Annotated in this window: 17 protein-coding genes; 9 read left to right on the top strand and 8 right to left on the bottom strand. The window is 56.3% G+C overall.

All coding sequences use genetic code 11. The annotated features are described in order from the left end of the window. The first annotated feature begins 114 nt into the window (after window positions 1-114). A complete protein-coding gene (locus AB8996_RS09650; protein WP_369298769.1) occupies window positions 115-822 on the top strand; it encodes an N-acetylmuramoyl-L-alanine amidase in 708 nt (235 codons plus the stop codon). A gap of 118 nt (window positions 823-940) precedes the next feature. On the opposite strand, the gene AB8996_RS09645 is transcribed toward AB8996_RS09650, so the two are convergent. The 7 genes from AB8996_RS09645 to AB8996_RS09615 all read right to left on the bottom strand — a co-directional run bounded on the left by AB8996_RS09645 (window position 941) and on the right by AB8996_RS09615 (window position 7,465). After that, window positions 941-1,684 (bottom strand): lysostaphin resistance A-like protein, encoded by a 744-nt coding sequence (locus AB8996_RS09645; protein ID WP_369298768.1) that lies wholly within the window; start codon window positions 1,682-1,684, stop codon window positions 941-943. Between the two features lie 15 nt (window positions 1,685-1,699). After that, window positions 1,700-2,260: a TetR/AcrR family transcriptional regulator gene (locus AB8996_RS09640; RefSeq protein ID WP_369298767.1), complete on the bottom strand. Its 561-nt coding sequence runs from the start codon at window positions 2,258-2,260 to the stop codon at window positions 1,700-1,702. 210 nt (window positions 2,261-2,470) lie between these two features. Next, on the bottom strand, window positions 2,471-3,502 hold the full coding sequence (locus AB8996_RS09635; RefSeq protein WP_369298766.1) for a 3-deoxy-7-phosphoheptulonate synthase: 1,032 nt from the start codon (window positions 3,500-3,502) through the stop codon (window positions 2,471-2,473). A gap of 44 nt (window positions 3,503-3,546) precedes the next feature. Next, window positions 3,547-3,981, bottom strand: coding sequence for a hypothetical protein (locus AB8996_RS09630; RefSeq protein WP_369298765.1), 435 nt, complete (start codon window positions 3,979-3,981; stop codon window positions 3,547-3,549). Between the two features lie 10 nt (window positions 3,982-3,991). Beyond that, on the bottom strand, window positions 3,992-5,212 hold the full coding sequence (locus tag AB8996_RS09625; RefSeq protein ID WP_369298764.1) for a class I SAM-dependent rRNA methyltransferase: 1,221 nt from the start codon (window positions 5,210-5,212) through the stop codon (window positions 3,992-3,994). A gap of 241 nt (window positions 5,213-5,453) precedes the next feature. Beyond that, window positions 5,454-6,626 (bottom strand): MFS transporter, encoded by a 1,173-nt coding sequence (locus AB8996_RS09620; protein ID WP_369298763.1) that lies wholly within the window; start codon window positions 6,624-6,626, stop codon window positions 5,454-5,456. 104 nt (window positions 6,627-6,730) lie between these two features. Beyond that, window positions 6,731-7,465: a LytR/AlgR family response regulator transcription factor gene (locus tag AB8996_RS09615; protein WP_369298762.1), complete on the bottom strand. Its 735-nt coding sequence runs from the start codon at window positions 7,463-7,465 to the stop codon at window positions 6,731-6,733. Between the two features lie 325 nt (window positions 7,466-7,790). Here AB8996_RS09615 and AB8996_RS09610 point away from each other — a divergent pair, with 325 nt between their 5' ends. From AB8996_RS09610 to AB8996_RS09580, 7 genes are all read left to right on the top strand, one after another. After that, the gene (locus tag AB8996_RS09610) at window positions 7,791-8,624 is read left to right on the top strand and encodes a signal peptidase I (protein WP_369298761.1); all 834 of its coding nucleotides are present in this window, start codon (window positions 7,791-7,793) and stop codon (window positions 8,622-8,624) included. A gap of 119 nt (window positions 8,625-8,743) precedes the next feature. Beyond that, complete coding sequence (locus AB8996_RS09605; RefSeq protein ID WP_369298760.1) at window positions 8,744-9,409, top strand: hypothetical protein; 666 nt, start codon at window positions 8,744-8,746, stop codon at window positions 9,407-9,409. 186 nt (window positions 9,410-9,595) lie between these two features. After that, entirely contained in the window at window positions 9,596-11,116 is a 1,521-nt protein-coding gene (locus AB8996_RS09600; protein ID WP_369298759.1) for a carboxypeptidase regulatory-like domain-containing protein, read from the top strand. After that, window positions 11,082-11,666, top strand: coding sequence for a signal peptidase I (locus AB8996_RS09595; protein WP_369298758.1), 585 nt, complete (start codon window positions 11,082-11,084; stop codon window positions 11,664-11,666). Before AB8996_RS09600 ends, AB8996_RS09595 begins: the two co-directional genes overlap by 35 nt. A 64-nt stretch (window positions 11,667-11,730) precedes the next feature. Continuing rightward, window positions 11,731-12,336 (top strand): hypothetical protein, encoded by a 606-nt coding sequence (locus AB8996_RS09590; RefSeq protein ID WP_369298757.1) that lies wholly within the window; start codon window positions 11,731-11,733, stop codon window positions 12,334-12,336. Window positions 12,337-12,370: 34 nt separating this feature from the next. After that, window positions 12,371-13,129 carry a hypothetical protein gene (locus AB8996_RS09585; RefSeq protein ID WP_369298756.1) on the top strand — a complete coding sequence of 253 codons (759 nt, stop codon included), beginning with the start codon at window positions 12,371-12,373 and terminating at the stop codon, window positions 13,127-13,129. A 37-nt stretch (window positions 13,130-13,166) separates the two neighbouring features. Continuing rightward, a complete protein-coding gene (locus AB8996_RS09580) occupies window positions 13,167-16,004 on the top strand; it encodes a leucine-rich repeat protein (RefSeq protein WP_369298755.1) in 2,838 nt (945 codons plus the stop codon). On the opposite strand, the gene AB8996_RS09575 is transcribed toward AB8996_RS09580, so the two are convergent. Further along, window positions 15,991-16,206 carry a hypothetical protein gene (locus AB8996_RS09575; RefSeq protein WP_369298754.1) on the bottom strand — a complete coding sequence of 72 codons (216 nt, stop codon included), beginning with the start codon at window positions 16,204-16,206 and terminating at the stop codon, window positions 15,991-15,993. The genes AB8996_RS09580 and AB8996_RS09575 overlap by 14 nt on opposite strands. A 50-nt stretch (window positions 16,207-16,256) precedes the next feature. Between AB8996_RS09575 and lepA the strand changes: the two genes are divergently transcribed. After that, the gene (lepA, locus tag AB8996_RS09570) at window positions 16,257-18,059 is read left to right on the top strand and encodes a translation elongation factor 4 (protein WP_369298753.1); all 1,803 of its coding nucleotides are present in this window, start codon (window positions 16,257-16,259) and stop codon (window positions 18,057-18,059) included. Window positions 18,060-18,231: the final 172 nt, after the last annotated feature.

The raw sequence follows: 18,231 nt of genomic DNA, 5'->3' as shown, positions 1-18,231 counted from the left end.
AAGTTTTGCTTCCCGGTTTGAAAAACCGTGATTCCGCAGAGCGGAACCGCAAAACATTTACCAAAAATTAAAAAGGTCAAGTTTTTTAAGCTTCTTCTTAAGGAGAGACGTATAATGGTGAAAATCAGAAAGCAGCTCTGCCCGGCGGACAGGTATTACCTGAAATGCCCCTATTCCCGGACGCCCAGCCGGATCGTGGTGCATAACACCGCAAACGATGCCCCGGCGGTCAATGAGATCACCTACATGGTGAACAATGACAATGAGGTCAGCTATCATTATGCCGTGGACGACAGGGAAGCGGTGCAGGGCTTGCCGCTGGACAGGAACGCCTGGGCTTCCGGGGACGGTCACGGCAAGGGGAACATGGAGGGCATTCACATTGAGATATGCTATTCCCTTTCCGGCGGGGAGCGGTTCGAGAAGGCAGAGAAAAACGCCGCCCAGCTCATTGCCCGCCTGCTGAAGCAGTACGGCTGGGGAATCGACCGGGTGACGAAGCACCAGGACTATGACGGCAAATACTGCCCCCACCGCACCCTTGACCTGGGCTGGCAGCGGTTCTTGGACATGGTAAAACAGGAAATGGAGGAAGAAACAGTGACTTACGAGCAATGGAAAGAGTATCAGCAGCGGTACGAGAAGGAACAGGCGGCAAAGCAGGTGAGCAAGTGGGCGGAACCCGCGATGGCATACTGCAAGGAAAACCACATCATGTCCGGGGACGGGGCGGGAAACTTCCGCCCCCAGTCCAATGTGACCCGGCAGGAGCTGGCGCAGGTCATGCTGAATTTGTGGGAAAGCCCGCAGCAGAGGTTGTAACAAAAGAGAAATCCCCGGTTCCTCCTGTTGAGAAGCCGGGGAGTTTCCTGTCCATTGGCGAATGATAGAACACCTGCGCCCATAAAACAGTGCACCTGTAACACAGTGGAAAAAGATTTCACGGCATTTCGTGCCGGGAAGTCTTTTTCCCGCCTATTAAGAGGAAAACAGTATACAGGATCACTACCAGAAGCTCTATGGAGCTGAAAAAAATGTGGCGCTGCAGGGTGAGGTCGGCAAGATTTGCAAAGGCGCTTGCCATATCAATGGCGGAATGGGTCAAAATGCAGGGCAGCAGGCTGCCGCCGTGGTAGAAAATCATCACAAACAGGAAGCCAATGGCGATTGCCAGCACCACCTGAATGATATTAGCCACAAGCTGCATGCCGCTGCCGTCTACCAAATGTAAAAAATGCCCCAGCCCAAAGGTCACGCTGGAAATGACAACAGCCTGTTTCAGGCTGCTTTTCCGAATTGCCTGAAATAAAAAGCCCCGAAAGATGATTTCCTCCAGAAAGCCTACACAGAGCATACTGCACAGGTAGCAAAGGGTATCGAGCGCGGGGAGGTTCACAGCGAAGCCGTTCCAGAAATTGCAGGTGGCAAGCACCAGCAGCGGCACATACCACAGAAAATTTCCTGCCGGGGCACAAGGCGCGCACAGCCCGTACTTTTTTGTCAAACCGTTTTTGCATACCCATATCAGCAGCACGGTACTCAACAGCAGATTGAGGATCGCATGGGCGCTGCTGTCGATCCCGATCAAATTGGACAGGGGATTCGCAAGGAACTCCGCCAGACAGTAGAGGAAGATCCACAGCAGGGCGAACCAAAGCTCGCTTTTTTCATACAGCTTTTTCATGATTTTCTCCTTTCCTTACTGGACTGCCAGCACAGCGCCACGGTAGACCTGTTCCAGCTGCGCGGAAATGAGGGCTTCGTCATACTGTAAGCCGTTGTTGGCAATCAGGCTGGCGTATCCGTGAACGAACAGAGACAGAGTGAGGAACACCTGCCGGGTCTGGTCGGCGTCCAGATCCATGGCTTCCTGCATGACAGCGAGAACCTCCTGCAGCTCCTTGGAATTTATCATTTCCACCACACTGTTTTCCACCGCGTAGCCGGACTGGAACAGCAGCCGGAACAGATGGGGTTCCTCCACGGCAAAACGAATATAATTCAACCCAATACTCGATAAAATATCAATGGTTGAATCCCGCTGCTCCAATAAATATTTGCTGTGGAAGCGGTCGGTTTCCTCGTAGACGGCTCGCTTCAGCTCTTCGATTCTTCGGAAATGGTACATGACGGGCTGGGTGGAGCAGCCCAGGCGTTCCGATACCGTCCGGGCGTTGACGGCGTCGATCCCCTGTTCCCTTGTCAGGGCAAAGGCGGCGGAAATAATCATATCCCGGCTGATTTTCGTCTTTGGTGGCACACTGATTCCCTCCTCTTTAATATAATTTACGTTATATAACACGAATTATATATTGTGCTGCGGCTCTTGTCAAGAAAAAATTTGGAAAGCAAAAGCCCTCCCGGCTTTCCAGAAAGATGCTGGAAAACCGGGGAGGGCTTTTGCTGTTTTCAGAAATTTCGGCGCGGGCGGCTCCTGGTCCCGAATCCGCGCCCCGCGGTTTCGTACGCATTACGCCCGTTCCGCGATGGAATAGATCAGCTTCTCCGTATCCTCCCAGCCCAGGCAGGGGTCGGTGATGGATTTGCCGTACACCCGGTCGCAGTCGATGGGCTGATTGCCCTCCACAAGGTAGCTTTCGATCATTACGCCCTTGATGAGCTTTTTCAGGGCGGGGTTATAGTTGCGGCTGTGGAGCACCTCGCTGACGATGCGGAGCTGCTCCTTATACTTTTTGTTGGAATTGGAATGGTTGGCGTCGATGATGGCGGCAGGGTTCTGCAGGTCGCGCTTTTCGTACAGCTCGCAAAGCCGGGCAAGCTCCTCATAGTGGTAATTGGGCACGCAGGTGCCGTATTTGTCCACGCCGCCCCGGAGAATGGAGTGGGAAAGGGGGTTGCCGGAGGTGGTCACGTCCCAGCCGCGGTACAAAAAGGTGTGGCTTGCCTGCGCCGCCTGTACGGAATTGAGCATGACGGACAGGTCCCCGCTGGTGGGGTTTTTCATGCCCACGGGGATATCCATGCCGCTGGCGACCAGCCGGTGCTGCTGGTTTTCCACCGACCGCGCCCCCACGGCTTCATAGGAGAGCACGTCGTCCAGATAGCTGCGGTTCTCCGGGTACAGCATTTCGTCCGCCGCGGTCAGCCCGCATTCCTCCATGACCCGAATGTGCATCTGCCGAATGGCGATAATTCCCTGGAGCATATCCGGCGCCTGATCGGGTGAAGGCTGGTGGAGCATTCCCTTGTAGCCCTCGCCGGTGGTGCGGGGCTTGTTGGTGTATACCCGGGGGATCAGCACCAGCTTTTCCCCCACCTGCTCGTTGACTCTTGCCAGGCGGTGGACGTATTCCAGCACAGCGTCCTGATTGTCGGCGGAGCAGGGTCCCACGATCACCAGAAATTTGTCGGACTTTCCCTCGAACACGGCGCGAATCTCCGCGTCCCGCCGGGCTTTCAGCTCCTGAACGGTGGGGGACAGGGGATATTGGGATTTTAAGTCTGCCGGAATGGGCAGCTCACGGTTCTGTTTCATGGACATGGTTTTTTATTTCCTTTCTTTAATAAAATGATCGTTGTCCGTCCTTACGCTTCTTTTTCATGGTTTGTTTGGAGCAGCCGGTCTATGCCCTCCTCGGTGTAGGACAGCAGCCGCCCGTACCGCCGGGCGATGTCCAGCCTTTTTTCAGGGGTGTAGGCGCCTGCTTCCTGCGCCTGAAGCTTCTCGCGCTTCAAATCGAGGTAGCGCTGCAAAACGGCTTCGTCCTGATAGAACAGCGCGTTGTATTTTCCCCGGTTCAGGGACAGGGGGAACAGGTCGGTAAGAAAGGGCTCGTCCTCCACGTAGAGCTTCACGTTGTATTTTTCGCAAAGCCGGTGAAATTCCGGCAGGAACGCGTCCCGCTCCGCCCTGCTTTCGCAGGGGTGGGAAAGCGCCAGCCCCTTTACCCCCGCCCGAACCATCTCGCAGAAGCAGTCCGCCGCGCCTAGCTGATAGGAAAAGCTGTCGATTTTTTTCATAGGTTCCTCCCTACACGATCTGGAACAGGTAAAACTTCAAATAGTCCGTCTCCGGCACGTTCCAGAGAACGGGGTGGTCGGGTCCCTGCTGCCGGGCTTCGATCAGCCGCAGCTCCACCCTGGCGTCCCGGGCGGCGCTTTGCAGCATTTTGCGGAAGCGGTCGTCAGTCATAAAGTGGGAGCAGGAGCAGGTGGCAAGATACCCGCCCCGGGGCAGCGCCTTCATGGCGCGGAAGTTGATCTCCTTATATCCCCGCTCCGCGTCCCCCACTGTTTTGCCGGATTTGGTAAAGGCGGGCGGGTCGAGAATGATATAGTCATAAGCGCCGTGGGGAAGATTGGGCAGCAGGTCGAACACATTGGCGGCTTCATACTCCACGATTTCGGATAAGCCGTTGCGCCGGGCGTTTTCCCTGGCGCATTCCAGGGCGCTTTCGGAAATGTCCACCGAATGGACGCGCTTTGCCCCGGCCTTGGCGCAGTTCAGCCCAAAGGAGCCGGTGTGGGTGAAGCAGTCCAGCACGGTTCTGCCTGCCGCAAGCCTTGCCGCCGCAGCCCGGTTGTACCGCTGGTCAAGAAAAAAGCCAGTTTTCTGCCCGTTTTCAAAATCCACCAGATAGCGGATACCGTTTTCCGTGATCTCCGTTTCCGTCTTTTCCGGGTGGGCTTTTCCCGGCAGCGGGAACCAGCCCTTGTTTTGGGAAAGCCCCTCCAGCTCCCGGATCTTTACATCGTTCCGCTCAAAAATGCCGGAGACCTTTTCCCCGTCCGCTTCCAGAATCTCCGCCAGCAGGGGGAACAGCAAGTTTTTTCGCTGCTCAATGCCCAGCGACAGGGTCTGGGTGACCAGGATATCGCCGAACTTGTCCACCGTCAGCCCAGGAAAGCGGTCGGCTTCCCCGAAGATCACCCGGCAGGAGGAAACGTCGCCGCCCAGGGCGGTTTTGCGGTAGTCCCAGGCGTATTGCAGCCGGCGGCGGAAAAATTCCGGGCTGAAATCATCGTTGGCGTTGCCGGAAATGATACGCACCCGGATTTTGGAGCGGCTGTTGAAAAAGCCCGTGCCCAAATATCTTCCCTTGGGGCTGAGCACATCGCACAGCCCGCCGTCCTCCGGCGCGCCGCGCTGCTCGACGATCTCATTGTCGAAGACCCAGGGGTGCCCCTCCTGCGCCCGTACCGCGCCCCGCTTGTCAATGACAACCGCGGGATAGCTCCGCTCTGTTTTCATGTGCACCCACCTTTTTTCTCAAGTGACTTTTTTCTATCCATTCCGCGAATCTTAGAACGCTAAAACCAATAGAACAGTGTACCCACAACGCAGTGAAAAAAGACAGTTCTCCGAAGGAGAAGAAAGGCAAAGCCTTTCTTCCTGGAAAAGACTTCGGCTGCACCGCAGCCGATTTTCTAAATGAAAACCATCTTTTCTGATTTTTTAGTATGTCGTGAAGTCTTTTTTCCGCCCATATCTTTTACCCGAACACCTTTTCCCGGTTCTCCACCCGGAGGAACAGGGTCAGCACCATGGCGGCGGCGGTCAACCCGGCAAGCACCAGGTACAGCACGTGGATATTGGAGGAATCCAGAATGCTGCCGCCCACGTTCTGCATGACGATGGTTCCCAGGCTGGTCACGGAATTCACCACCGAGATGCCCGTGGTGGTCAGCTCCGGCGCAACCAGGTTCCGCACGATCTTCAAAATCAGCATCATAAACAGCGTTGCCGCCAGCGCCTTCAGCAAAATCATCACCGCGACCACTATGAGAGGGTCGCGGGTCAGCCCGTAGCACAGGAACTGTACCACGTTCATGCCGCAGGCGAGCAGCAGCAGCGTTTTGCCGGAAAAGCGGTCCATAAATTTATTGGAAAACAGAATGATGGGCAGCTCTACTAAAGTGCCCACCGCCAGCACGGTCCCCACCGCGCCGGTGGGCACGCCCAGCGTATCCAGCAGATAGGCGGCGTAATTGAAATTTACCCCGGAGCTGGCGTAGAACAGGAACGCGATCAGCAAAAACAGCAGGAACTGGGGGTTTTTCAAAAAAGAGGAAAGGGGCGGGCGCCGCTTTTCTTCCCTTTCCTGTTCAGGAGCGGCGGGCAGAATGGGGTCCTCCGCCCCGGCAAAGCCGATGGCAGCGATCACCGTGGACAGGAACACCAGCGCGAACAGGATGATGGGCGGGAAATGCTGAATGGCAAGCCCGGCCGCCTGCGCCCCAGCGGCATAGCCGATAGTCCCCCAGACGCGCAGCACGCCGTAACGGAATTTTGTGGCTGCCGCCAGCCGCTCGGAAATGGGCATGGCGGAATTCAGGCACGCCATAAGCAGTCCCTCCAGCAGGAACAGCGCCCAAACCTGCCTGCATTGGGAGAATATCAGCGCCATGGCGCCCATCGCCACCAGCAGGGCGCCGCTGATAAACCGGGATTTCCCGGTGCGGTCGCAGAGGTAGCCGGTAAAGGGCAGCATGGCAAAGGAAAAAATGCCGGAAGCGGAGACGATAAAGGACATCTCGCCGCCGGATTTTCCAATGTTTGTCAAGTAGACCGACAAAACGGAAACGAAAGAAGCCATGGCGAAATAGGAAAAGAAATAGATAAGCACATAGCTGAGATAGCTTCCTTTGAAACGGAAATTTTTCACTGGGTTCCTCCTGATTGGCGCGGCGCGCCGGAAATTTTTTCCTGAAGGGCAAAATATGACAGCTTTTGCAGAGCGTTTTTTTTAGGATAGAGACAAGGTTGTTTTTACAGCTGGCCTTGTTCCTTGAAAAAAGCAGTAAAGCGTTTTCGGACCTCTGCCTTTTTCGCATGGGAAATGGGAACGATGACCCCGGTGTCCATGGTGACGGCGTACTGCCCGAACTGGGTCACGTGCATGATGTTGATGAGGAAAGAGGCGTGGGTCCGCACGAACCGGGGGTCGTCCAGAAGCTGGGCGGTGGCTTCCCCAAAGGACATCCGCATGGTAGAGGTGGCGATCTGCCTGCCGGAATCCGTATGGATCAGCAGGCGGTGGTCGGAGTACTCCACATAGGCGATGTGCTCCGCCGCCAGCACATGGGTGCCGGAGGAGGTGCGGAAGGAGAACTGCAGGCTTTTCGGCTGGAATTTCTGGGCGAACCGCCGCAGGATAATTTCCGCAGCCCGGCGAATGTCCGGCGGGTCCAGCAGATAGGACATCACATCGGCGTCGTAAGCCTCCATTGCCCAGTCAGGGCCGGCGGCTACCACCATCACTTCTGTCCCCGCGTTCCTGCGGAGCCTGCGCACAAACGCCATCGCCTGTCTGGGATCGTCCCGGATATCCACGATGCACAGATCGGGGGGAGAACCCAGATTTTCGTACAGGCTGGTCTGCGCCATGGAAAACGGGCGGAACCGGCAGGAGTCCCTGGCATAGCCTTCCAGCTGCGCGGTCAGCCCCCTGGGGATTTCCGCCAGAAAAAAAGAATCATTGCTGTAAATTGAAATATCCAGCATAAAAAATTTTCTCCCATTCAAAAATCGAATCACGATCTTTCACTCAATTATACAGGAAACTTCACTTGAAATCTAGTGGTTAAGAAAGAACTTTGCGCAATTTATTACTTTTTGTAGCGGAATTAGGTGGGAATTTTGGGAAAAAGTGAAAAAAACTGTCAAAACAGTGTTCAGGCTTGAAAAAGCAGGAGAATATGCTACAATATAAGGGAAAATACAGCGTGTTGAATTTGGGTTTATTTTTCCAAAAAGCAGAACTGTATTTTTCGTGGTACTTGATTTTCTGAGGGAAATTACTGTTATTTAGCAGTATTACTATTTTTGGATGCAGTTTCTGCGTCCGGCTGAACGTTGTGAATTTGATGGAAACGATGTGATTTTCGTTATGGCAGAGGGCGCAAGAAGGGCTCAAAAAGGGAAGGGCGGGGCGCTGCAGACAGCGCTTAATGTGTTCGGCGCTGTTTTATGCGTGCTCTTTATTCCCATTATCATTTTGAACGTGGTGATGATCGTCCGTTCCTATACCGACCCGGACCATATTCCTTCCGTGTTCGGCATTTCCCCGGTCATTGTGCTTTCCGGCTCCATGTCGCCGGAATTTGAAGCGGGGGACATGATCTTTATTCAGAAAACCGATCCCAATACGCTGCAGGTAAATGATGTTATCTGCTTTTTGGAAGAAGAAACGGCTGTTACCCATAGAATTATGGAGGTGCAGCAGCAGGACGGCGAAACTTTGTATGTCACACAGGGCGACGCCAACAACATTGAGGACGCCACGCCTGTTTCCCCGGAGCAGGTACAGGGCAAGTATATGGGGATCCATTTGACAGGCGCAGGCAATTTCGCCATGTTCCTGCAGTCCACCCCCGGTATGTTCCTTTTTATCGGCGGTCCGATCCTGCTTTTCCTGTTGTGGGATATCCTGCGCCGGGCGCTTGCCGGGCGGCAGGCAAACCGGGAAAGGCAGAAGCTTCAAACGGAAACGTCCACAAAGCAGCAGGAAATGGAAGCCATGGAGCGGGAGCTGGAGCGGCTGCGCGCTCAGGTGAATGGGTCCGGCTCGTCTTCAGCTGTGGGCAGTGCTCCTGCGCAGCAGGACGTGTACGCGGAAGAAGACGAGGAAGAGGAGATACCCCCGATGTTTAAGGGGGAATGACCGCAGGGAGAACGCTGTAATTGCTGCCCTGGGTAAAAGACCTTTGTTTTCAGGATATAGCAGCGCTTGCATGGCGCTGTGAAGATATCAAAAATTTATAACACATGGAGGAACAGCAAATGAAAAAGAAAAGCATTGCAGCTCGTCTTGGCGTAGCTGCCATGGCGCTGACGCTGATCACCACCAGCCTGTCTTCCGGAACTTTGGCCAAGTATACGGAGAGCTTCGCGGGTACGACCACGATGACTGTCGCTAAGTGGAACGTTGGCGCAACAGTGACAATGGGGAGCGGCGCAAGTGCAACAACGCTGACGTCTACCCCGGTTCCGTTAGGGTCCCTGTATGACACCGCAACCAATAAGAAAGGTGTGTCAAATGGCAAGGTGGCTCCCGGCATGACCGGCGGCTTTGTGATCGATTTGACCACTGCAAAGGCGAATGTGCCCACGGAAGTTGATACCGAGTATGCAGTGTACATAGACGGCAACTCTTCTGACTTCCCCACGAATTTCAAAATGTATGAAGGCAGCAATGAGGCAAACAATGTTTTTTCAAAGACGAAAACTCCCGGTCTGGGCTACCTTCTGAAAAGCGATACGATAGCCGCGGGCGAAATGGATACTACCAAGAATGCTGTTAAGGTAAACGTCAACTGGAAATGGCCCTTTGAGGAAACCAGCGCTACTAACGCCGCCGATCTGGCTTTGGGCAAGGATCCCGGAACCGGCGCTACATTTACTGTTAGAGTAGTGTTCACTCAGGTCGAGCCGACCGCAGGCACCTGAGGAAATTAAGGCTGCTGCCGTAGCAGCAGGAAACAGGTTGCCGTTATGGCACAACCGATGGCAATAAGAGCCCTCGGCAGAGGACTTTAATGCCCTCTGCCGGGGGCTTCCTGTTTTGGAAAGGAGGAAAGGGATTTGGCGGAAAAAGGAAACGGAAAATACCCAAGGCATTTTCCCCTCTCAGCCATGGTGATGGTGCTTTTTGTCGCCTTGACCCTGACCTCCGGCATGGTGGGCTTCCTGCTGGGAAGAAACGCTTCCGGCTCCTCCGGGGAGCTGGTAGATACCATCGTGCTTTCCCCTGGGGAAGAATCCCTTCGGGGACAGGAAACGGTCCGTTATCTCAGCGGAAGATTGTGCCACAGCTCGGGCGACCCTGTTTCCGGGGCGACCGTGCTGCTGGTGGATACGGAAAACAGCGACGTTACGGACAGCCAGGGAAAGTTCTATTTCTCCGGGGTGCAAGCCGGAGACCACAGGCTGGAAGTGAAAAGCAGCAGCGGGGATACGGTCACGGAAATGGAGCTGACGCTGGACTTTTCCGGCAGCGTATCCGCCGATTTTTCGGGGGGAAGCACATCTTTCCAAATGCCCGAGGACGCCAGAATGCTGGAATTTACCCTGACTATGGGGGAGGACAGTGTGCTGGAGGTGGAGGCGGAAAGCGCTTACTTTGTGACAAGGGACGGGAAGATCGTAGATTTTGCCGGTTCTGCACTGAAGGTTTCTCCTCCTGCCCGGGCGGTGCTGCCCGAAGGGTCGCTGGTTTCCGCACAGGGCGATGTGCTGCTGCCCGCAAAGGGCGTGGTAGTCCCTGCCGAGGGCAGCCCGGTCCCCGTTTCTCCGGGAGAAGAGGCGATCTCCGGCGTGGTGGTGGAAAAGGACGGTTCTGTAAAAATTGAGGACGGTTCTACGCTTTCCCCAGACGGAGAGCTTACCCTTCCGGACGGGGAAACAGTCACTGTGGGAGACAACGTGATCCTGGTAGAAGACGGGGAAGCGGAAGAGGTCCCCCAGCTGCCCGAAGAATATGCTCCGCCGGCAAAAGTTCCTGTAAGCTCTCCGGCACAAAGCTCTTCGGGGCAAAGCCCGGCGGACGCACCTGATCGGGAACCTGAAAGCAGCCTGCCGCCGGAGTCCTCTGAAACGGAGACCTGGCAGGGGCTGGACGCGATAGATGCGGAGACAGGGATCTCCTGGAAGCAGCGGTCGGCAATTGATCTGTTCAAGCACCGAACGGATGCTTCCTCAGACCGCACCTCTACCGGCGGGACCCAGGTAGTTGCGCCGGGCTCCAAGGGCTATTATGAATTTCGCCTGGAAAACCCGGAAGATTTTGATATTGCGTACACCCTTTGTATGGAAGAGCATTCCTTCCACCTGCCCATTCGGTACTCCATGATAAATGAGGATACCAATTACAGCTATCTGTACCGGGAAAAGATTTCCTCTTCCGACCAGGCGCTGCAATCCAAACAGATCGTAATTCCGGCAAACAGCGTACAGCATTTTCGGATCGACTGGGAGTGGGAGTACGAGGACTGGTATGCGCAGGAGCGGGACAACGCGCTGGACCTGGCGGCGGGCAAGGCCGGCAGCACCAAAAACAGGACCTATCTGGTATCCATTACCCTGAACGCTTCTCAAATTATCAAGGAGTCGGAGATCAGCTATGAGGGAGATTTCCGCTATCCGGGCGTACACTGAGCGCCATGGGCTGGAGAAAGGAATCGCCATGAGAGTTATGATAAGGGTGCTGCGGGGAATATTGACAGCGCTGCTGTGCATAGTGCTGGTACTGAATCTCTGGCTGCTGGTGCAGCAAAGCGTGCTGCATTTGGAAGCGCCCCAGGTTTTCGGATATTCCCACTATATCGTTACCACCGGCAGCATGGAGCCCAGCCTTTCCCCGGGGGACCTGATCCTTGTCAAGGCACAGGACGAATATAAGCTGGGAGACGTGGTCACCTTCCACGACAGCCAGGGCGCCACGGTGACCCACCGCATTATGGGCACGGTGTCCGGGCAGTTTATCACCCAGGGCGACGCCAACAATACGGAAGACGGTGACCTGCTCTCCCCGGAAAAGATCGTGGGGAAGCTTCAGCTCGTTTTGCCGGGCGCCGGCAGCGTGATAGAATTTCTCCGTTCCCCCTTCGGTATCCTGACCCTGCTCGTGATCGGCGTATTGCTGATCAAGCTGCCGGATTGGATCGGGGCTGGAAAGAACAGGGGAAAGCGCTACAAAGAAGAATAAAAAACCATTCGGTTCGCCGGAACGGCGGGATAAAGGAAAGAAAGCCATGAAGAAGCCGGTGAAAATGAAACATTATAAAAAGACCTCCCGGCTGCCGGTGTATCTTTTACTGGCGGTAGTGGCAACTATGCTGGCAGCCACTGGGACGCTGGCAAAATATACTTCCCGGTTCAGTGGAACAGTTTCCATGCAGACCGCTGCCTTTGCGGGCGGCGGCAGTATGGACTTTGATTTGTCCCTGGAGAATATGTCTCCCGGCGAGACCCGCACCACGCGGTTCACCGTCCAGAATTATGAGGACGGGCGGGAATGCGACGTGGAAATGGAATATGAAATAAAGATCGACACGATGGGGAACCTGCCCCTGACCTTTTCCCTGCTGGGGCAGAAGGAAGCGGGGGACGGGGACAGCACGCTGGTGGGAGAGCTGAACGACCAGCTTCTTGCCACCGGCGGGAAGCTGCCCATTTCCGGTGGGGCAGAGGGGAAAAAGCGAAAGCATTCCTACGAGCTTTCCATTCGATGGCCTGCCACCGAGACGGACGGCGACTACAGCGAGGAGATCGACATGGTTACCGTCACAGTGACCACAAAACAGGTGCAGCCCACGGAGGAGGAACCGCAGCCCGCGGGCTCCAGTGGACCTTCCGGCGGGGAAAGCGCCGGATAGCGGAGCGGAAACGTGCTTTTAAGGGGGAACGCCCATGAAGAAGCAGAACAGGAAAAGGTTGGCGAACCGGGTGCTGGCGGCATTGTGCTTTGCAATGGCGCTGGCATTGCTGCTGTCTGCTTTTGGGGCTACGCTGGCAAAGTATGTTCGGCAGGATTCGGCAAACGGGGCAGCGGTCCCCGTGCCCTTTTATTTTACCAGCGACAAGCTCACAGAGGCTTCGCCCTACTATCATATCAGCGAGCCGACAGGCGATGACCCTGTAGAGATCACATTTTCCCTGTCCAATTTTGTGGACGAGCTGCGCTGCACGGAAGGAACGCTGCAATATTCCTACTGGGCGAGAAGCGCAGAGGGAAGCCCGATCGCGGGCGCGGAAGGCTCCGGCGAGCTTTCCGGCAGTTTTCAGACAAAGAATGTGACCGTTTCCCTGAAAAAGTCAGATTTTGGCGCGGACGGCGCCGTCACCATTACCGCCCAGTGTACCGCGCCCTATACCAGAAGCATCAGCGCCCGGTTCGGTTTTACAGCGGAAGATGTGCCGGTGCAATGGGAAGTTTCCGAGCAGGACGGCGCTGTGGTGCTGGAGCTTTTCGGTGGCAGCGGGCTTCCCGTGACGGTGACAGGTCCCGATACCCTGATCCCCGACCCGCTGAACGCGCTGCTGTCCGGCGCTTCTCCCGGCAGCGTGACCTTTACCGCCGAGCCGGGCGTCCGTTATGCCCTGACATTTTTGAAGAAAGATCAGCAAAGCAGCTATACTGCGGACGATTTTACCGTGACAGAGGGCTGAGAAGCCCTGTGACTTTGCAGAAAGGGGGGTCCGTTCCATGAAATTTTTCCGGCAATGGAAGAAAAAAGGCAGAGCGCTGCTGTGCGTACTGCTTTCCGCGGCGCTTGTCACCACCAGCCTTTCCGCCGGCGGTCTGACTGTTATTGCCCAAGGCGCGGAGCGTACCTTCGATATCGGCGTGAACCCGGAAAGCGTTACCGCCACCCTGACGGAAAACGGAGTGCTGACCATCAGCGGCTCCGGCGCGATCCGGGATTTCACCGCGGACACAGCGCCCTTTGCCGATTGTCAGGTGAAGTCCGTGAAGCTGGGCGCGGATCTGACTTCTATCGGCAGCTACACCTTCTATAACTGCGGGGAGCTTTCCGGCAGCCTGGTGCTGCCCAAGGGTTTACTGCGCATTGGCGACCGGGCATTTTCCGGCGGCAGCGCGGCGCTTGCCCCCAAGCCAGGCTCTGTGGAGAACGGCTTCACGGAAGCGAAGGTCACAAAAAAGCGGGAGACGGCTGTGGAGGACCCTTCTGCGGTGAGCCAGCCTGACCCGACCCCCGCCCCGGCGGCGGACGATCCCGCCAGCGGCAGTCAGGACGATGCTTCTTCCCTTGGGGATACCGCTCCCGGCGAGGAACAGAATGCCGTATCTTCTGCTGCGCAGGAGGTGGAAGCCCTGCAGGAGAATCAGCAGGAAGAAAAACAGGACAGCAAGCCGGACAGCGGGGAAGCCGAAGGAACACCTGCGCCGGAAAGCAAGCCGGAGGAAAATTCTTCCGGCGAGCAGAGCAGCGCCGTTTCTTCCACGGAGAGCGGCAATGAAACAAAATATGTGATCGAACGGATCACACAGCAGGAGATCGGGGAAGAAATTTTCTATCCCAGGACGGACGGACCAGCCTTTTTCTGCTCGGCGGAAAATGAAAGCTTCCGGGAAGCCATGCTGGCGGCGGGCTACCGGGAAGCGGGCACAATGCTTCCCGTGACGTTCCAGTGCGGCAAGGGCAGCTGCGCCGACGGCGATACGGTCACAAAGACCCTTCCCGTGCTGGACGGGAAGATCACCCTGCCGGCAGCGCCCGCGGAGTTTTCCGCCCCGGAGGGAGACGGGCTTTATACCTACTCCTTCTGCGGCTGGACGGAGACGAAGGACGCCCCCAATACCCTGCGGGAAGCGGGCTCCGCCTTTGCCGTGGGGGACAGGACAGACCTTTATTTCATCGCGAACTGGAACGGGTCGATGACCGCGAAAATTACCGTAAAGCAGGACGGCGACAGCAAAGTGTTTACCGTGCCTGCCCTGGAGGGGTACGAAATACTTTCCTACCGCTGGCAGACCTGTGTGCTGGCGGCAGGGGAAGCGCTGCCCTTAAAGCAGGATACTCTGGCGTGGAAGGATATTTCCGGGGAAACCTCTCAAAGCTATCGGTGGAAGATCGTGCCTACGGAGACAGGCAGATTGTTCCGCTGCGTGGCGACGGTGCAGAAGCAGCAGAATTTCCTGCAGGCGCTGTTCAGCGCCGACGATCAGGAGGAAGCCGCATTTGACGCGGTGGAAGCGATCCCGATGGCTGCTGCCGATGACGGCGGAACCGCTTCCCCGGGAGCACAGATCGTTCGCGGCAGAAGGTTTTCCGCCGGGTTCTCCGGGGATAACCCTACCATTATGACGACGGGTTCGGTGACAGCTCACATCGTTTCCAAATATACGCCCTCCGGCTCTATCTTCGGTTCTACCAGAAGATATCTGCGTCTGTACCAGAAAGCGGAGGACGGCACGCTGAGCCAGAAAGCATTTTCCTCAGGCACAAAAATCGTTTTGGGGGATATGTCAAATGGCGGCTGTACTTATTACAGCCACACCTCTACCGCTCTGGAGCAACTAACAGGTATTCCTCTCACCAGCTTTGAGTCCCTGACAGGTTCCGGCAGCTATGTTCTTCCCTCTGACAGCACCACGGAGGTGGTGGAAAACCTGATTTTTGTGGTGGATTTTCTGGGAAGCACGGAAATGACCACCGGGGAATACTGCCTGGGGATGGTCAGCGGTTTGTTCGGGTCTTCAAACGACGGTGCTCACGCATCCTTTACCGTGGCGGCGGAGGAAAGCTGCAGCCTGGGGCTGGAGCGGACAGAAACAGATGAATTTACATGGGGTTGTACCTTGACCCCTCAGATCCCTGCGCATAACAGCCGATATGCGGCGGGGGCGTTTATCCACCTGTGGGCTACCAGTCCCGACGGAACGCGCTCCTACCGTTTCCCGGAGGAGCTTGTAGTGTCCGGGGACTGCGAAAACGTTATGGCGGAGGAGGACGGCTCGCTGACCTTTACCATTCCTGCAAGCGGTTCGTCCTCTGTGTTCCTGAATTTCTCCAGCGTACCCGAGCTGGTGTTCCTTGATGGTGAATACCAGCTGCATGCTTCGCTGACGCCCCGGGCGGGGCTTCAGATGATTGGACGGCAGGGAACTGCCGACGCGGAAGCCGCTGTGGGGGTGTCCCTCTATCGCGGCAAGGAAGAGCAGCAGCGCTCGGTAGGTGTGGCGCCGGGCGGGGAGACCCAGCGGCTGGTAGACGCCTCCGAGGAAGCGGTGGACATGGTGTTCCTGCTGGAATACCGCGGCATTCGGCAGGGAGATACCCTGCAATACGAGGTGCTGCAAAAGACCGGCAAAAGCCCTGACAACAGCAGCTATTCTTCCGCTTCCGGCGATTGGAGCTTTTCTCCCGCTCCGGGATTTACTCCCACCGGAGACGGCGCCACCCTGCACCTGACAGTTCCCAAGGGGCAGGAGCGGGGGACCTACCGCCTGCTGGTGCGCATTGTGGACGCTTCCGGCGCTTCCGTCGCAGAGCAGCCATATAACTTTATTGTGAAGTGAGCCGCTGTTCCCCAATGTCCTGGCGGATGACCCCTTTCCCTTTGGGAAAAGCACCGGGTTTTTCTCCAGGCAGCAGGCACGCTCTGCGCATATCAGAAACAGAAAATGAGGAAAAGCTGATGTGGGAAAAGCCATACTCAGCTTTTTTCATTTCCCCAAAAAGGTTTACTTTACCCGGACAATTTGATAAAATAGACTGCAAAGAGAATGCTTTTGGAAAAACTCTGCCATACGGCAGGAGCAGGAGAGAATATGGATAGAAGCAAGATCAGGAATTTCAGCATCGTGGCGCACATCGACCACGGCAAAAGCACGCTGGCGGACCGCATTTTGGAAAAGACCAAAGCCGTCCCGCTGCGGGAAATGGAAAACCAGCTGCTGGATAATATGGATTTGGAGCGGGAGCGGGGGATCACCATCAAAGCCCACGCCGTCACCCTGGTGTACACCGCAAAGGACGGGGAGGACTACATTTTCAATTTGATCGACACCCCCGGTCACGTGGACTTTAACTACGAGGTATCCCGTTCGCTGGCTGCCTGTGAGGGCGCGATCCTGGTGGTGGACGCGTCCCAGGGCATCGAAGCCCAGACTTTGGCGAACACCTATCTGGCGGTGGACGCCGGGCTGGAAATTCTGCCCGTGGTGAATAAGATCGACCTGCCCAGCGCGGACCCGGACAGGGTCTGCCATGAAATCGAAAACGTCATCGGCGTGCCCGCCATGGATGCGCCCCGTATCTCCGCCAAAACCGGGCAAAACGTGGAGGACGTGCTGGAGAGGATCGTCACCGATATCCCCGCGCCCTCCGGGGACGAGACCGCCCCCCTGCAGGCGCTGATTTTTGATTCCTATTACGATTCCTACCGGGGGGTCATTGTGTACGTCCGGGTGAAGGACGGCACGGTGAAGCCCGGGGACACCATTCGCATGATGGCGACCGGCGGGGAATTTACCGTGGTGGAATGCGGCTTCATGCGGGCGACCGCCTTGGAGCCGGCAGACGCGCTGTGCGCCGGGGAGGTGGGCTATATCGCCGCCTCCATCAAGGACGTGCGCCAGGCGCGGGTGGGCGATACGGTCACGCTGGCGGAGCGCCCGGCGGCGGAGCCGCTGGAGGGCTACCGCGCTGTGCAGCCCATGGTGTTCTGCGGCATTTACCCGGCGGACGGCGCCCATTATACCGACCTGCGGGACGCGCTGGAAAAGCTGCGCCTGAACGACGCTTCCCTGTCCTTCGAGCCGGAGACCTCCGCGGCGCTGGGCTTTGGTTTCCGCTGCGGATTCCTGGGGCTTTTGCACATGGAGATCATTCAGGAGCGGTTGGAACGGGAATATAATCTGGACCTCATCACCACTGCCCCCAGCGTGGTGTACAGGATCAGGAAGACCAACGGCGAGGAAATTTCCATTGACAACCCCACCAATTATCCCGACCCCGCCGCCATTCAAAGCGCGGAAGAGCCCATCACCAACGCCCATATTTACTCCCCGGCGGACTATGTGGGGAACATTATGGAGCTGTGCCAGGAGCGCCGTGGCGTGTTCAAGGATATGAAATATCTGGACACCGACCGGGTGGATATCCACTATGAGCTGCCCCTGAACGAAATCATTTACGATTTTTTTGACGCGCTGAAATCCCGCACCCGGGGCTATGCGTCCTTCGACTATGAGCTGATGGGCTATCGCCCCAGCGAGCTGGTAAAGCTGGACATCATGCTCAACGGCGAGGTGGTGGACGCCCTTTCCTTTATTCTCCACGCGGAAAAGGCATACCCCAGAGCCAGGAAGATGACGGAAAAGCTGAAGGAGAAGATACCCCGGCAGCTGTTCGAGGTGCCCATTCAGGCGTGCGTGGGCGGGAAGATCATTGCCCGGGAAACGGTGAAAGCCATGCGCAAGGACGTGCTTGCCAAATGCTATGGCGGCGACATCACCCGAAAGAAGAAGCTGCTGGAAAAGCAGAAAGAGGGCAAAAAGCGTATGCGCCAGCTGGGCACGGTGGAGGTCCCCCAGGAAGCCTTCATGGCAGTGCTGAAATTAGATGAGTAATGAGAAATTAGGAATGAGCAATGAGCAATTAGTTGTTAGATAGTGTGAAAGCCTCCTCTGAAAGGAAAAGCCTCCCCTGTAGAGGGGAAGTAGTCTGCTATGCAGCCTACGGGACCGCTGAACAGCGGTGGAGAGGTTCTATGCGAAGGTGCCAGCGGGTAGTTGTTAGTAG

The organism is uncultured Neglectibacter sp. (assembly GCA_937958185.1).
GTDB lineage: Bacteria > Bacillota > Clostridia > Oscillospirales > Acutalibacteraceae > Acutalibacter.
The sequence above is the reverse complement of the archived record's forward strand: the minus strand, read 5'-3'. Positions and strand labels throughout refer to the sequence as shown.

Excerpts from the sequence above, each read along its gene's own strand:
- AB8996_RS09580 (WP_369298755.1), top strand. The coding sequence starts at position 13,167 with ATGAAATTTTTCCGGCAATGGAAGAAAAAAGGCAGAGCGCTGCTGTGC.
- AB8996_RS09650 (WP_369298769.1), top strand. The coding sequence starts at position 115 with ATGGTGAAAATCAGAAAGCAGCTCTGCCCGGCGGACAGGTATTACCTG.
- AB8996_RS09600 (WP_369298759.1), top strand. The coding sequence starts at position 9,596 with ATGGTGATGGTGCTTTTTGTCGCCTTGACCCTGACCTCCGGCATGGTG.
- AB8996_RS09615 (WP_369298762.1), bottom strand. The coding sequence starts at position 7,465 with ATGCTGGATATTTCAATTTACAGCAATGATTCTTTTTTTCTGGCGGAA.
- AB8996_RS09635 (WP_369298766.1), bottom strand. The coding sequence starts at position 3,502 with ATGTCCATGAAACAGAACCGTGAGCTGCCCATTCCGGCAGACTTAAAA.
- lepA (WP_369298753.1), top strand. The coding sequence starts at position 16,257 with ATGGATAGAAGCAAGATCAGGAATTTCAGCATCGTGGCGCACATCGAC.
- AB8996_RS09630 (WP_369298765.1), bottom strand. The coding sequence starts at position 3,981 with ATGAAAAAAATCGACAGCTTTTCCTATCAGCTAGGCGCGGCGGACTGC.
- AB8996_RS09595 (WP_369298758.1), top strand. The coding sequence starts at position 11,082 with ATGAGGGAGATTTCCGCTATCCGGGCGTACACTGAGCGCCATGGGCTG.
- AB8996_RS09585 (WP_369298756.1), top strand. The coding sequence starts at position 12,371 with ATGAAGAAGCAGAACAGGAAAAGGTTGGCGAACCGGGTGCTGGCGGCA.
- AB8996_RS09610 (WP_369298761.1), top strand. The coding sequence starts at position 7,791 with ATGCAGTTTCTGCGTCCGGCTGAACGTTGTGAATTTGATGGAAACGAT.
- AB8996_RS09590 (WP_369298757.1), top strand. The coding sequence starts at position 11,731 with ATGAAACATTATAAAAAGACCTCCCGGCTGCCGGTGTATCTTTTACTG.
- AB8996_RS09645 (WP_369298768.1), bottom strand. The coding sequence starts at position 1,684 with ATGAAAAAGCTGTATGAAAAAAGCGAGCTTTGGTTCGCCCTGCTGTGG.
- AB8996_RS09625 (WP_369298764.1), bottom strand. The coding sequence starts at position 5,212 with ATGAAAACAGAGCGGAGCTATCCCGCGGTTGTCATTGACAAGCGGGGC.
- AB8996_RS09605 (WP_369298760.1), top strand. The coding sequence starts at position 8,744 with ATGAAAAAGAAAAGCATTGCAGCTCGTCTTGGCGTAGCTGCCATGGCG.